Origin of the sequence: Pseudomonas sp. NFPP02, assembly GCF_900119355.1 — a bacterium.
Lineage (GTDB): Bacteria > Pseudomonadota > Gammaproteobacteria > Pseudomonadales > Pseudomonadaceae > Aquipseudomonas > Aquipseudomonas paracarnis.
In genome coordinates, this window is the sequence record NZ_FPJI01000001.1 from 564043 (window position 1) to 577113 (window position 13071).

A 13071-nucleotide genomic window follows, 5' to 3' on the forward strand; every position below is an offset into this window, starting at 1 on the left:
CTCCCGCTGGGCGGCAAAGCAGCCCCCGCCAACGCCAGTCAGTGTTCCGTATCCTTGTGGTTATCCAGCGTCTCCAGCAACGCAACCTGCATCCGCGTATGCACACGGATAAACCAGCGCCAGAGCACTGCAGCCACCGCCGCCGTGACCACGGCAATCAACACCAGCAACTTGTTGGTCGGCAGAATACTGGCCGACAAGGCTGCCAATAGCAGGAAGATCACCAGCAGCGACAAGAGGGGGATCAGCTCCGCAATCACCCTTCGCACACGTTGGGTATGACGCCCGGCCATCTCTGGCTTCACGCTCATCTCCGCCAGCAGCATCGACAGCGCCTTGAGCTTGCGATACGCCGCAATCAGAAACGGCAACGACACTAGCAGCGCCCCGCCCCAGATCAACGCCTTCTGCCAGCTTTGATCGCTGACCCAGCCTTCCAGATACCCACCGATGCGCCCTGCGAAAAAGCTGCCGGCAAAGAAGATTGCGATCACCAATGCCAGGTTTACCCCGACTTGAAGGATGATCTTGCGGATCATCGCGGCCAACATCGCCCCCTCGCCCTGGGGCTGAATGCTGCGCAGCCATTCGCCATACATGCCGAACACTCGGCTCATACGCTTGGGCATCACCGCCGCGATCTTCAATGACAGTGGGTCCGCGCCACGAATCAGGTAGGGCGTCAGCAGCGTGGTGATCGCCGAAACGGCCACCGCCACGGGATACAGAAAGTCGCTGGTGACCTGCAGGGTCATCCCCAGCGCCGCGATGATGAAAGAAAACTCGCCAATTTGTGACAGCCCCATACCCACCCGCAGCGAGGTGCGACCATCATTGCCGGCGATAAACGCACCCAGCCCGCAAGACAGCATCTTGCCCAGCACCACGGCCACGGTGATCACCGCAATGGGCCAGGCGTATTGCAACAGGATCTGCGGGTCGATCATCAAGCCAATCGCCACGAAGAAAATCGCGCTGAACATGTCGCGAACGGGTTCGATCAGGCGTTCGATCTTAATCAACTGCCGGGATTCAGCCATGATCGCGCCGATCAAAAAGGCCCCGAGCACCATGCTGTATTCCAACTTCACCACCAGCAGGCAGAAACCAAAGCACAGCCCCAATACCGTGATCAGCAGCATCTCGTTGCTTTCAAACTTGGCCACATAAGCCAGCAGGCGCGGCACCAGCAAAATACCAATCACCAGCGCAACGATCATGAACAGCGAGAGCTTGCCGACTGTGGAGAACACCTCGCCGGAGCTGACCGTGCCACTCACGGCGATGCTCGACAGCAAGGCAATGATGCCGATACCCAGGATGTCCTCGACAATCAGCACACCGAAAATCAGCTGGGCGAACCGCTGGTCTTTCATCTTCAGGTCGTTGAGAGCCTTGACGATAATGGTGGTCGAGGAGATTGCCAGGATCGCGCCGAGGAACAGCGAGTCCATGGTGCTCCAGTCGAACCAGCGGCCGATCTCGTAGCCGATCCAGATCATCAGCACGATTTCCAGGAACGCCGCGATAAACGCCGTGGCCCCGACTTTGAATAGCTTGCGCAGGCTGAATTCCAGGCCCAGGCAAAACATCAGGAAGATGACTCCCAACTCCGCCAGGGTCTTGATCGTGTCTTCATCGTGGATCAGGCCAAACGGCGGGGTGTGGGGGCCGATAATGAAGCCGGCGACGATGTAGCCCAACACCACCGGCTGCTTGAAGCGGTGAAACAGGATGGTGACCACCCCTGCCACCAGCATGATCACGGCCAAGTCCTGGATAAAGCTGATGGCGTGCATGGCGAGGGGCTCCTTGAGGGTGCCGGCGCTTTTCCCACTTCCGGCCTCGCCTTTGAAGGGTCGGAAAAGTCTGCCTTGATCGTAAGAAAAGCCCTGAGAAGGGCTTTTGAAGGGTAACACCGGGACTTCTGCTGGAAAGCCGGTGCAATATATGGAAACAGATCGCTGCGCGCGTGACGGCAAGCCGCCTGACGGCGTCCCGTTAGGGATGGCGCTGCAAAGACTTTGAGTACCCGCAGAGGTGCCTCCCCCCAACCAATGCCTACAACCCGTGAGTGTGCTATGGAACCCGGAAACGCCCAGCTGTCGATGACGGTACTGATGACCCCTGACATGGCCAACTTCTCTGGCAATGTGCACGGCGGCACGCTGCTCAAGTACCTCGACGAAGTGGCCTATGCCTGCGCCAGCCGTTATGCCGGTCGTTATGTGGTCACGCTGTCAGTAGATCAGGTGATCTTTCGCGAGCCGATTCATGTCGGTGAGCTGGTGACCTTCCTGGCGTCAGTCAACTACACCGGCAATACGTCGATGGAAGTGGGCATCAAGGTGGTGACCGAGAATATCCGTGAACGCTCGGTGCGCCATACCAACAGCTGCTTCTTCACCATGGTGGCCGTGGACGACCAGCGCAAACCTGCCGCCGTACCGCCGTTGCAGCCGCAGAACAGCGAAGACAAGCGCCGCTTTGTGCAGGCTCAGCAGCGTCGGCAGATTCGTCAGGAACTGGAAAAGCGCTACCGGGAGATCAAAGCCGACGCGCCGTAAACTCCAAGCGGCGACTCAACTCAAAAACGTGTGGGAGCGGGCTTGCCCGCGATAGCAGTGGTTCAGTCGACATCGCTTTGACCGAGACTCCGCCATCGCGGGCAAGCCCGCTCCCACATTGGGTTCTTTGTGCTTACAGGCTGATCGGTGTGGCTTCGAAGCGCACACGAGGGTGGGCAATACGGTCCTGGGCCCGCACCAGTTCCAGTTCATAACTGGCGCAAGCCTGGGTTTCCAGCAGCACTTCATGCACGGCCGCGGCGGTGAATTCAAAGGCAGCCACCAGGCTATCACCCAACAGCACCCGCGCCAGAAACAGGCCCGACGTCAGGTCGCCCACGCCCACTGGCTGACGCGGAAACGCCAGCAGGGGCCGGCGCAAGTGCCAACTGCCATCAGCCGTCACCAACAGCATTTCAAACCCTTCTGGCAGTTTGCCTGGGTAATCCAGGTGCTTGACCAACACCGCTTTGGGTCCGCGCGCCAGCAAGGCCTTGGCCATCGCCAGGCAATCGAACAGCGATTGCGGCTTGCGCCCGGCAAAACTATCCAGCTCCAGTTGGTTGGGGCACAGGAAGTCCGCCATGGCGGCGGCTTCATCCAAGAGGAAATCGCTGACCTCCTGCGGCACGATGCAACCCTTTTCCGGGTGGCCCATCACCGGGTCGCACAGGTACAGCGCCTTGGGGTTGATCCCCTTGATGCGCGCCACACCGCTGAGGATGGCGCGGCCCTGGTCGGCACTGCCCAGGTAACCGGACAGCACCGCATCACAGTTGCCCAGCTCGCCAATCGCGGCAATACCCTCCACCAGCGCAGGAATTTGCTGCGGCGCCAGCACTTCGCCCGCCCACTGTCCATACTGTGTGTGGTTGGAGAACTGCACCGTGTTGAGCGGCCAGACGTTCACCCCGACCCGCTGCATAGGGAACACGGCGGCGCTGTTTCCGGCGTGGCCGAAGACCACATGAGACTGGATCGCAAGCAGGTGAGGTGTACGTTTCATGCGGGAGATTTCCGTAAAACCGTTGAATTTCTGGCCGAGCAGTATGCGACTAAACGCAGCCTGTACGACAGACCGGCGACACAGTTAAGCTGCGCTCACTTTGTTGGAGTTCATGGAATGCTGACCCTGGGAAACATCTTCGTTTTGATGCTGCTGGCCACCGGCGCCGCCTGGGTTTGGCATAACCACGGCCTGCGTGAACGGGCGCTGGCGCGGGTCAAGCAGCATTGCGCCAAGCTCGATATCGAGCTGCTTGACGGTGCCGTGGCGCTCAAGCGCATCGGTTTCGTCAAGGATGCCAATGGCCGCCGACGCCTGGCGCGCATCTATAATTTCGAGTTCACGGTGACCGGCGAAACCCGGCATGCCGGGGTCATCACCCAATTCGGCGCCCACAGCGCGCAGATCGAACTGGCGCCCTACCCGTTCGAAACCAAGGAGCCGCTGCCCAGCGCCGAGATCATCGAATTGAGCCAGTGGCGCCAGGACCACGCCAGCAAGAAACATCAGTAACGGCAGGCTGCCAGGGCGCTTTGCAATGCGGCCACGTCCTGTGGTGCGCTGAAGATCAACTCAACACGTGAATCGCGCCGCCAAGCGCTGGGTTGCCAGTGCAGTGGGCTGTTATCCACAGCGTTGGCGGACACCCAACCGTCAACGCTGTGGATGACCAATTTGGCACGGCGCCAGTCGATACTCGATAGCCACTGATGCAGACGGCTGACATCGAATCGCTGGCTTGGGTGCCAGCGCCAGCCAATGCTCCAGCCGCCCTCCTGGCCCTGACTCAGACAGATCGGCAACCCAGGGTCACTCCAGATCGCCGGCATTTGCCCCACCGCTTCAGGCACGCCGAAATTAACCACCGCTACTTGGGCCTGCGCTTTCAAACCGGGCAACCGGTCGAGTGGCAATTGCGCCTGGCGTGTCCAATGGAGCGGGCAATCGGGTAATTGCGCTTCAATCGCCTGACGTTGCGCCGCAGTCAGCGTCTCATCCTTGTTCAGCACCAGCAGACCGGCACTGGCCAACGCCTCCTGTTGTGCCTGCGGCAACGGCCTGCCCGCCGCCAACGCCTGGGCATCGAGTACCAGCACGCAAGGCTGCACGGCCAGCACGTCTTGCCATGGTGCGTGCCGCAGTTGCTTGAGCAATTGCGCCGGATGGCCCAAGCCTGAGGGCTCGATAAACAAGCGGTCCGGCTTAGCCTTACGCAACAAGCGGCCCAGCCCTACCTGGAACGGTGCACCGTTCACACAACACAAACAGCCGCCTGCCACCTCGCCCAGGGCGATACCGTCATCGTCTTGTGTGAGTAAGGCTGCGTCCAGGCCGATCTGGCCGAACTCGTTGATTAGCACCGCCCAGCGCTCGTTGGCCGGGCGCTGGGCAAGCAGGTGCTTGATCAGGCTGGTCTTGCCGGCGCCCAGTGGCCCAGCAATCACATGGGTAGGAATGTTCTGCAACATGAGAGGCATCGTTCAGGCCGTGTAGAGCGTTTGATCCTACGCGGTTATGCCAGCCAATCCAGCGTCAGAATCAACCGTCGCTCATCGGCCTTGAGCGCTGGCGAGCGGTGGATCAGCCCATGTCCTTCATTGCCGTGCCATTTGGTGCCTTTAAGCAGCGCCACTTCACCGCAATGGATCTGCTCGATGCGCTCAGTGGGCTCGGCATCCGCCTGGCTCAATCTGCGCCGGTCCATAACGCCTTCGCGCAACCATTGGCTTCCGATACCGGCGTAGGTGGTGATCAGCCGAACCGGCACGTGATCGACGTGAAAACGCGGGCACATGGCCTTGTCCAACAGCCGTAAGCGTACGCCGATGCGCTTGGCGCCCAGCAGGCAGGCGAATGCACTGACCAGCCACGACACATCGGCGATAAACCCATCGTAGCCTTCAAGATCGCGACAGCTGGACGCCAAACCTTGCAAGTTCGGCACGGAGTCTTCGCTAGCCAACTCGACCACCAAGGACTCGGCCAACGGTTCATTGAGCGCCACCAGCAAAGCGCCAAACTCGGCGATATGCAGGGGCAATTGGCGCTGCCAGATCGCCAGGTTGACGTCATCATTGAGGATGTCGGACAGCGCCAGCGGCGTTTCTCCACAGCTTTGGCGGATGACAGGGCGTAGGGGAATGACCGGGGCCAGCATCAGGCGACCTGCTCGTACCAAGGGCCAAACGGGTCGGGTAGCTGGCGCCAACCTTCGACACCCAGGGCCATTTCTTCATCGGTGAGCAAGCAGGCGTCCAACTCGGTACGCATCTGGGCAAAGTCGATGTTTTGCCCGATAAACACCAGTTCCTGACGGCAGTCACCCGTGCTCAACTGCCAGTTAGCCATGATCGCCGCCACGCTTTCTTCGTCCTGAGGCCACTGGCTTTTCGGCACAAAGCGCCACCAACGCCCGGCAAACCCATGGCGCATCAACCCGCCCGCCTGGGACCAACTGCCCGCATCCTGATGTTTGCTGGCCAACCAGAAGAAACCCTTGGAGCGCAACAGCTTGCCGTTGACCCAGGGGCGGTCGATAAAGTCGAAAAACCGCTGTGGATGGAACGGCCGGCGCGCACGGTAAGCCGTGGACGCTATGCCGTATTCTTCGGTTTCCGGCACATGCTCACCGCGCAATTCCTGCAACCAGCCCGGGGCCTGGGCGGCGCGTTCGAAGTCGAAACGGCCAGTGTTGAGGATTTTGTTCAGCGGCACTTCGCCCATAACCATCGGGATGATTTCCGCCTGGGCGTTGAGGCGCTCGAGGATGGCCATCAGTTCTTCGCGCTCACGGCTGCTGATCAGGTCGATCTTGCTGATCAGGATGACGTCGGCGAATTCGATCTGTTCGATCAACAGGTCGGTGATGGAACGTTCATCCTCCTCACCGAGGGTTTCGCCCCGTGAGGCGAGGCTTTCGGCAGCCTGGTAGTCGAGCAGGAAATTCATACCGTCGACCACAGTGACCATGGTGTCCAGGCGTGCAATGTCGGCCAGGCTTTGCTCGTTTTCATCGCGAAAAGTGAAGGTTTCGGCCACGGGCAAAGGTTCGGAAATACCGGTGGATTCGATCAGCAGGTAATCGAAACGACCTTCTTTGGCGAGTTTTCCCACCTCTTCAAGCAAGTCTTCACGCAAGGTGCAGCAAATGCAGCCATTGCTCATCTCCACCAGTTTTTCTTCCGAACGATTGAGCGTGACATCACGCTGCACCTCGCTGCCGTCGATGTTGATTTCGCTCATGTCGTTGACGATCACCGCCACCCGCAGGTTGTCGCGGTTGCGCAGGACATAGTTGAGCAGCGTGCTTTTACCGGCACCGAGAAAGCCGGACAACACGGTCACAGGGAGACGATTGGGCATCAGGTATTCCTCATCAAGGTTGGCCGGTCAAACTGCCCGTCTATGGCGTTCGCGCAGCTCTTCACGTTCTTTGGCTTCGATACATAAGGTGGCGGTGGGACGCAGCAGCAGGCGTTGCAGGCCGATGGGTTCGCCGGTTTCACGGCACCAGCCGTATTCGCCACGAGCCAGCAGCTCCAAGGCGTCGTCGATCTTGTCCAATAGCTTCTTTTCACGCTCCAGCAGGCGCAGTTGCCATTGGCGTTGCTCTTCGGCACTGCCGATATCCGCCAGATCGCTGTTGGTTTCCTGCTCGCGCAGCGCCTGGAACTGCGCGTCGATACGGGCTTGCAGGTCATCGCGCTGAGCCAGCAGCAGTTCGCGGAAGAAGCGCTGCTGGGCCTCATTCATGTAGTCGGCCGCTGGTTGGGCCAAAAGATCGTGTTCGGTCATGGGAAGCGGTTCGCGGGTCGGGCTGTGCTTTTATGTTATAGTATAACAATACAAATAAGCCAATCCCTCTTGCTCGCCGCGACGAAGGGCGCAATGCTGGGTCACCTGCCTATGTCGAGAACCTCGATGAAATACCTGCTGTGCGCGCTGCTATTGGCAGTCGCCGGGCCTGCCTGCGCCCAGGCACCCAGCCTGTTGGCCAACTGCACACGCAGCGCCAACCTGCTCGCTTGTGTAGACCCGTTGGGCAATGCCTATAGCGTGGCGACCGTCGGCAGCACTACGTATCTGCGCGGTTTCGAAGTGATCGGCAAACGCTATTGGGCGCAGACCAACAGCCGTTATGGGCAACTGACGTTTTTTACCGGGTTGGCATCGGATGGCGAGGCGTGGGTTGGCTACACGCGGCGCGTGGGCTGGACCACCATCAACCGGTTTTCCAGCTCAGGGGGCGCCAGCGCCAAGTTCACTTGCAGCCGAATGACCGGCTGTTAGACCTGGCTGTTTTTCTGCGCCTGCACCCAGGCCATGTAGCTGTTCATGGGTGGGTTCTTCTGGAAGTAACGCTTGAGTCCTTCGAAAAGGCCATCCGCCACCGCCTGTTGATGGCGCGCCGTCACCAGCCGCTGGGCATCCCGAGGGTTGGAAATGAAACCCGTCTCCACCAGGATCGAAGGCACGTCCGGTGACTTGAGCACGGCGAACCCCGCCTGCTCCACACGTTTCTGATGCAGGCTGGTGATGTTTTGCAGGCTGCCCAATACCGAGCCACCCAGTTGCAGGCTGGAGGCGATGGTCGCATTCATCGACATGTCGAGAATGACCCCGGCCAGCATCGGGTCCTTGTCCTTCAGATTGAGCAAGGTGGTGGCGCCCAGCAAGTCGGCGCCATTTTCGCGCTGGGCCATGAAACGTGCCGTAGCCGAAGTGGCGCCCCCTTCCGACAACGCATACACCGAGGCGCCCGACGCGGTCAGCCGTGGCGCGGCGTCGGCATGCACTGAGATAAACATATCGGCCTTGTGCTGACGGGCGATGTCCACGCGCTTGCGCAGCGGCACGAAGAAGTCGTCGTTGCGCACCAGTTTTACGTCAAAACCCTTTTCGCGCTTCAAGCGTTTAGCCAACAACTGGGCAATCGACAGCACCACATCTTTTTCGCGCTGGCCCTTGGAGCCAATGGCACCTGGGTCTTTGCCGCCATGGCCGGGGTCGACCACCACGATGATGTCGCGCTTGGGATGCGCCTTATCTACCGGAGTTACCAAGGGTGCCGTCTCAGCGGCGATTTGACGGGGCACACGGGTCGCGTTGGTCAGGTCCAACACCAGGCGATGGCCTTGGCCATCCTGGGGCGGCAGCACGAAGCTGTTGAGCTGCATGGGCTCGATCAGGTCCAGCACGATGCGCGTATCGCTCTTGCCGAAATGCCCGGAACGGATCGAGGTAATCCCACTATTCTCCAACGCCAATTGGGAAAAGTCGCCGCTGAGCCCGGCGCCACTCAAGTCGATGATCAAGCGGTCCGGTGAGGTCAGGGAAAAGGTCTTGTATTGCACCGGGCCGCTGAGGTCGAACACCAGGCGCAGCTTGTCCTCCGAGCGCCACAGGCGTGCATTGCGAATCTGCGTGGCGTAAGCCCCCAAAGGCAAGGCGAACAAGGGGCTGACCAGCAGCAGGTTGAGGAGCTGACGTCGGTGCATGGCATATACCGCAGATAAAGGAGTGTCCCTACTCGATATGACTGAACAAAGGCTGGAGCAGAAAATTCATCGTAGCTCGTATTGTTATACTATAACATGTCGAATTATTTCCAACGATGGACCTGCTTATGAACGCGCTGACTCTGCCGGATATCGCCGCGCAGGCTTCACGCCAAGCCTTGCCACTCGACTGGGTGGGGATGTGCGGCATCGCCTTGCCGATCCAGATTGACGGTCAACGCCTGGCCGCCACCGCTGATGCGGGCGTAAGCCTGGACGACGGCACGGCCCGTGGCATTCATATGTCACGCCTGTACCTGGGTCTGGAAATGCTCGATCAACACCCGCTGACACCTGCACTGCTGCGTAATGTACTGCAGCGTTTTCTCGACACACATGAAGGTTTATCTAAGAACGCTTACTTGCGCATCAACACCCAGTTGCTGCTTAAACGACCCGCCCTGGTCAGTCCGCTAGCCGGCTGGAAGAGCTACCCGGTGAGCATCGAAGCGCGTCTGGAAAACCAGATGTTCCACGTGGAACTAAAAATTGACGTTACTTATTCCTCAACCTGCCCTTGCTCCGCCGCCCTCGCCAGGCAGTTGATTCAGCAGCAATTTGTGGATGATTTCGCCAACACGCCGTTGCAGCACGAAGCGCTGCTGACCTGGCTCGGCAGTGCCAACGGCATCGTCGCCACACCCCATAGCCAACGCAGCAGCGCGCAGTTGCACGTTCAGTTGCAAGGTACTGACCTGCCGATAATCGACTTGATCAACGCTGCCGAAGCCGCGCTCGGTACCGCCGTACAAACCGCGGTGAAACGCGCAGACGAACAAGCCTTCGCCCTGGCCAACGGGCAGAACCTGATGTTCTGCGAAGACGCCGCTCGCCGCCTGAACCTCGCCTTGAAACGCTCGGATGCCATCAAAGCCTTCCACCTCAAAGTGATCCACGCCGAAAGCCTGCACGCGCACGATGCCGTGGCTGAAAGCCGCTGGACGAGAGACTTTGCATGATCACCTGTAACTCTTTGCGCTGGGGTGCCCCTGGGCAACCGCTCACCCCGGCACTGGATTTGACCCTGGAAAAAGGCAGCCTCACCGGCATCATCGGCGCCAATGGCACAGGCAAGAGCAGCCTGCTCAAAGTCATCGCCGGCCTGCAAAAGCCGCTGGCGGGAAAGGTCATTGTGGATGTTCCACGCCGTGGCGGCCTGGCATTCCTGCCCCAGCAGCAACACTTGGACCGCCAGTTCCCCATCAGCCTGCAAGAGCTGGTCGCTGCCGGTTTCTGGGGCACCCAACACACCGCGCAACAACGCAGCCAACGCCTGCACGCGGTACTCGAAGACTGGTGCCTGACTGGCTTGGAACACCGACCGTTGATGGCATTGTCCGGAGGCGAATTGCAGCGCGCCCTGCTGGCACGCATGAGCCTGGCCGACGCATCCGTCCTGCTGCTCGACGAACCTCACGCAGCCCTCGATGAGGACGGTCAGGCGCTGTGCTGGAAACACATCCACGCTTGGCACAACGAAGGCCGCACCTTGGTGATCGTCTGCCATGACCTGGCCTCCGTGCGTCACCACACCCAGCACGTACTGCAGATCAAAAACACCGGCTGCGTATTCGGCTCCAGCAAAGAGCTGATCCGCCCGCAACCGCAGATGCAGGTGGCCTGAATGCACTTCACTGCCCACTTATGGATGCCGTTTCATGAGTTCGTCTTTATGCGCCGCGCACTCATCGGCGGTTTGGTACTGGCTTGCAGCACCGCGCCGCTAGGAGTGTTTCTGATCCTGCGGCGCATGAGCCTGATCGGTGATGCGGTGGCCCACGGCATCCTGCCCGGCGCAGCCCTGGGTTTCTGGTTCGCCGGGCTGAGCCTGCCAGCGCTGACCCTCGGCGGCCTGGGTGCGGGCCTAAGCATGGCCGGCCTGGCCGCGTGGATCACCCGCCGCACCGGGCTGCGCGAAGACGCCAGCCTCGCCGCCATCTACCCCATCTCTTTGGCCGCCGGCGTGCTGATCCTGGGCCTTGCCGGCAAGCGTCTGGACCTGCTGCACCTGCTGTTCGGCTCCGCCCTGGCCGTGGATCAAACCACACTGACCGGCATGCTATGGGTCTCGGGTTTTAGCCTGATCGCTATGGCGCTGATCTACAAACCGCTGCTGCTGGACACCCTCGACCCGCTGTTCCTGCAAACCGTCAGCCGCCTCGGGCCCCTCGCCCATGGCGTGTTCCTGACCCTGGTGGTGCTGAACCTAGTGATCGGTTTCCAGGCCATCGGCGCGTTGATGGTGGTCGGCTTGATGATGTTGCCGGCCATCGCCTCACGCTTCTGGAGTCGACGCCTGCCAGTGCTGATCGCGGTATCGGCGCTGCTGGGATGCCTGTCGGTGTGGTTGGGCCTGCTGCTGTCGTTCTACTACTCACTGCCCAGCGGCCCGGCGATCGTGCTGGTGGCAGGCGCTGGGTATTTGTTGTCCGTGGTGTTCGGTCCGGTGCACGGTTTGTTGCGCCGCCCGCCTTTGCTCACATCCCAATGAGGTGTTTCCCGATGCGCGCTCTATTCGTGCTGTTCAGTCTGCTGCTGCCGCTTTCGATGGCCCACGCCGCCGACAAACTGCAAGTGGTCACCAGCTTCAGTATTCTCGATGACATCACCCACCAGATCGGTGGCGAGCATATCCAGATCAGCAACATGGTCGGCCCGGACGCCGACGCCCATACCTATGAACCCACGCCGGACGACGCCAAGGCACTGCTCAAGGCCAAGGTCATCATCAAGAACGGCCTCGGTTTCGAGCCGTGGCTGGACCGCCTGGTCACCAGCACCGAAACCAAGGCAACGGTGGTCACCGCCAGCAAAGGTGTGATTTCCCACACCATGGACGAGGATGGCGAAACCATTCCCGACCCGCACGCCTGGCACAACCTGGCCAACGCCGAAATTTATGTGAGCAATATCACCAAAGCGCTGGTTGCCGCCGACCCTGCCAACAAGACCGCCTACCTGCGCAACAGCCAGGCCTACCTCAAGCAAATCCATAGCCTGCTGGACGAGGCCAAGGCCAAGTTCGGCGCCCTGCCACCAGGTAACCGCCGCATCGTCACTTCCCATGACGCCTTCGGTTACCTGGGCCAGGCCTATGGCATCCAGTTCCTCGCGCCCCAGGGCTTGTCCACCGAACGTGACCCTTCGGCCGCTGAAGTTGCCGCGCTGATCACTCAGATTCGCAAGGACAAGGTCAAAGCCGTGTTCATGGAAAACATCAAGGACTCACGCCTGCTCAAGCAGATTGCTGACGAAAGCGGCGCACAGATCGGCGGCACGCTGTACTCCGACGCTCTCGCTGCAGAAGGCCCGGCCAGCACCTTTATCGGGCTGTTCGAATACAACCTCAACACCCTGTGCGCCGCACTGAGCCAGCCATGATCCGCAAAAATCCTTCCGGCGACCTGCCGGTGATTGCCGAATCGGCCTACGTCGACAAGACCGCGATCATCTGCGGCAAAGTTATCATCGGTGAGAACGTGTTCGTCGGCCCTTACGCCGTGATCCGCGCCGACGAAGTGGATGCCAGCGGCGCCATGGACCCGATCACCATCGGCGCCAACTCCAACATCCAGGACGGCGTGGTCATCCACTCCAAATCCGGCGCAGCAGTGACCATCGGAGAATTCACCTCCATCGCTCACCGCTCCATCGTCCACGGCCCCTGCACAGTGGGCGACCGCGTGTTTATTGGCTTCAACAGTGTGCTGTTCAATTGCGCCGTGGGCGATGGGTGCGTGGTGCGCCACAACTCGGTGGTCGACGGCCGCGACCTGCCCGCCGCTTTCTACGTGCCCTCCACCACGCGTATCGGCCCCAACACCGACTTGTCGCACTTCCCGCCGGTGAGTGTCAGCGCCTCGGAGTTTTCCGAGGATGTGGCACGCACCAACGTCGACCTGGTGCGCGGCTACAAAGCCCTGCAAAACGAGTTCTGAAC

The 13071-nt window shown here is 60.4% G+C and carries 15 protein-coding genes; 8 read left to right on the forward strand and 7 right to left on the reverse strand.

Annotated elements, in window-relative coordinates; all coding sequences use genetic code 11:
* Positions 1–38: 38 nt before the first annotated feature.
* Positions 39–1799, reverse strand: coding sequence for a cation:proton antiporter (locus BT204_RS02580; protein ID WP_054896081.1), 1761 nt, complete (start codon positions 1797–1799; stop codon positions 39–41).
* Between the two features lie 282 nt (positions 1800–2081).
* On the opposite strand from BT204_RS02580, the gene BT204_RS02585 reads away from it, so the two are divergent.
* Entirely contained in the window at positions 2082–2567 is a 486-nt protein-coding gene (locus BT204_RS02585; protein WP_003195747.1) for an acyl-CoA thioesterase, read from the forward strand.
* 133 nt (positions 2568–2700) lie between these two features.
* On the opposite strand, the gene pdxY is transcribed toward BT204_RS02585, so the two are convergent.
* Entirely contained in the window at positions 2701–3573 is an 873-nt protein-coding gene (gene pdxY, locus BT204_RS02590; RefSeq protein ID WP_072445666.1) for a pyridoxal kinase PdxY, read from the reverse strand.
* Between the two features lie 117 nt (positions 3574–3690).
* Between pdxY and BT204_RS02595 the strand changes: the two genes are divergently transcribed.
* Positions 3691–4086, forward strand: a complete 396-nt coding sequence (locus tag BT204_RS02595; RefSeq protein WP_003195752.1) for a DUF3301 domain-containing protein — start codon at positions 3691–3693, stop codon at positions 4084–4086.
* Here BT204_RS02595 and BT204_RS02600 read toward each other — a convergent pair.
* The 4 genes from BT204_RS02600 to dksA are packed head-to-tail and all read right to left on the reverse strand — an operon-like array spanning position 4080 to position 7368.
* Positions 4080–5042: a CobW family GTP-binding protein gene (locus BT204_RS02600; RefSeq protein ID WP_072445667.1), complete on the reverse strand. Its 963-nt coding sequence runs from the start codon at positions 5040–5042 to the stop codon at positions 4080–4082. The two genes, BT204_RS02595 and BT204_RS02600, sit on opposite strands and share 7 nt — an antisense overlap.
* 44 nt (positions 5043–5086) lie before the next feature.
* Positions 5087–5731 (reverse strand): DUF1826 domain-containing protein, encoded by a 645-nt coding sequence (locus BT204_RS02605; protein WP_072445668.1) that lies wholly within the window; start codon positions 5729–5731, stop codon positions 5087–5089.
* Positions 5731–6936 carry a zinc metallochaperone GTPase ZigA gene (zigA, locus tag BT204_RS02610; RefSeq protein WP_014720560.1) on the reverse strand — a complete coding sequence of 402 codons (1206 nt, stop codon included), beginning with the start codon at positions 6934–6936 and terminating at the stop codon, positions 5731–5733. Before zigA ends, BT204_RS02605 begins: the two co-directional genes overlap by 1 nt.
* A gap of 27 nt (positions 6937–6963) precedes the next feature.
* Positions 6964–7368, reverse strand: a complete 405-nt coding sequence (dksA, locus tag BT204_RS02615; RefSeq protein WP_072445669.1) for an RNA polymerase-binding protein DksA — start codon at positions 7366–7368, stop codon at positions 6964–6966.
* 126 nt (positions 7369–7494) lie between these two features.
* On the opposite strand from dksA, the gene BT204_RS02620 reads away from it, so the two are divergent.
* Positions 7495–7863, forward strand: coding sequence for a hypothetical protein (locus BT204_RS02620; protein ID WP_034129159.1), 369 nt, complete (start codon positions 7495–7497; stop codon positions 7861–7863).
* Here BT204_RS02620 and BT204_RS02625 read toward each other — a convergent pair.
* Positions 7860–9071 (reverse strand): N-acetylmuramoyl-L-alanine amidase, encoded by a 1212-nt coding sequence (locus BT204_RS02625; RefSeq protein WP_054896085.1) that lies wholly within the window; start codon positions 9069–9071, stop codon positions 7860–7862. The genes BT204_RS02620 and BT204_RS02625 overlap by 4 nt on opposite strands.
* Before the next feature lie 128 nt (positions 9072–9199).
* On the opposite strand from BT204_RS02625, the gene folE2 reads away from it, so the two are divergent.
* From folE2 to BT204_RS02650, 5 genes are read left to right on the forward strand one after another with little or no spacing between them, the layout of a single operon-like run.
* Positions 9200–10090 carry a GTP cyclohydrolase FolE2 gene (gene folE2, locus BT204_RS02630; protein WP_072445670.1) on the forward strand — a complete coding sequence of 297 codons (891 nt, stop codon included), beginning with the start codon at positions 9200–9202 and terminating at the stop codon, positions 10088–10090.
* Positions 10087–10755 carry a metal ABC transporter ATP-binding protein gene (locus BT204_RS02635; protein ID WP_054896087.1) on the forward strand — a complete coding sequence of 223 codons (669 nt, stop codon included), beginning with the start codon at positions 10087–10089 and terminating at the stop codon, positions 10753–10755. The genes folE2 and BT204_RS02635 overlap by 4 nt, the downstream gene beginning before the upstream one ends.
* Positions 10756–11622: a metal ABC transporter permease gene (locus tag BT204_RS02640; protein ID WP_054916968.1), complete on the forward strand. Its 867-nt coding sequence runs from the start codon at positions 10756–10758 to the stop codon at positions 11620–11622. It abuts the gene before it with no gap.
* Between the two features lie 11 nt (positions 11623–11633).
* Positions 11634–12512 carry a metal ABC transporter substrate-binding protein gene (locus BT204_RS02645; RefSeq protein WP_072445671.1) on the forward strand — a complete coding sequence of 293 codons (879 nt, stop codon included), beginning with the start codon at positions 11634–11636 and terminating at the stop codon, positions 12510–12512.
* On the forward strand, positions 12509–13069 hold the full coding sequence (locus tag BT204_RS02650; RefSeq protein WP_054916971.1) for a gamma carbonic anhydrase family protein: 561 nt from the start codon (positions 12509–12511) through the stop codon (positions 13067–13069). The genes BT204_RS02645 and BT204_RS02650 overlap by 4 nt, the downstream gene beginning before the upstream one ends.
* The last annotated feature ends 2 nt before the right edge of the window (positions 13070–13071 follow it).

Coding starts and splice junctions, on each gene's coding strand:
- BT204_RS02635 (WP_054896087.1), top strand. CDS start 10,087: ATGATCACCTGTAACTCTTTGCGCTGGGGTGCCCCTGGGCAACCGCTC.
- BT204_RS02620 (WP_034129159.1), top strand. CDS start 7,495: ATGAAATACCTGCTGTGCGCGCTGCTATTGGCAGTCGCCGGGCCTGCC.
- BT204_RS02645 (WP_072445671.1), top strand. CDS start 11,634: ATGCGCGCTCTATTCGTGCTGTTCAGTCTGCTGCTGCCGCTTTCGATG.
- BT204_RS02625 (WP_054896085.1), bottom strand. CDS start 9,071: ATGCACCGACGTCAGCTCCTCAACCTGCTGCTGGTCAGCCCCTTGTTC.
- pdxY (WP_072445666.1), bottom strand. CDS start 3,573: ATGAAACGTACACCTCACCTGCTTGCGATCCAGTCTCATGTGGTCTTC.
- BT204_RS02585 (WP_003195747.1), top strand. CDS start 2,082: ATGGAACCCGGAAACGCCCAGCTGTCGATGACGGTACTGATGACCCCT.
- BT204_RS02605 (WP_072445668.1), bottom strand. CDS start 5,731: ATGCTGGCCCCGGTCATTCCCCTACGCCCTGTCATCCGCCAAAGCTGT.
- BT204_RS02640 (WP_054916968.1), top strand. CDS start 10,756: ATGCACTTCACTGCCCACTTATGGATGCCGTTTCATGAGTTCGTCTTT.
- BT204_RS02650 (WP_054916971.1), top strand. CDS start 12,509: ATGATCCGCAAAAATCCTTCCGGCGACCTGCCGGTGATTGCCGAATCG.
- folE2 (WP_072445670.1), top strand. CDS start 9,200: ATGAACGCGCTGACTCTGCCGGATATCGCCGCGCAGGCTTCACGCCAA.
- zigA (WP_014720560.1), bottom strand. CDS start 6,936: ATGCCCAATCGTCTCCCTGTGACCGTGTTGTCCGGCTTTCTCGGTGCC.
- BT204_RS02580 (WP_054896081.1), bottom strand. CDS start 1,799: ATGCACGCCATCAGCTTTATCCAGGACTTGGCCGTGATCATGCTGGTG.
- BT204_RS02600 (WP_072445667.1), bottom strand. CDS start 5,042: ATGTTGCAGAACATTCCTACCCATGTGATTGCTGGGCCACTGGGCGCC.
- BT204_RS02595 (WP_003195752.1), top strand. CDS start 3,691: ATGCTGACCCTGGGAAACATCTTCGTTTTGATGCTGCTGGCCACCGGC.
- dksA (WP_072445669.1), bottom strand. CDS start 7,368: ATGACCGAACACGATCTTTTGGCCCAACCAGCGGCCGACTACATGAAT.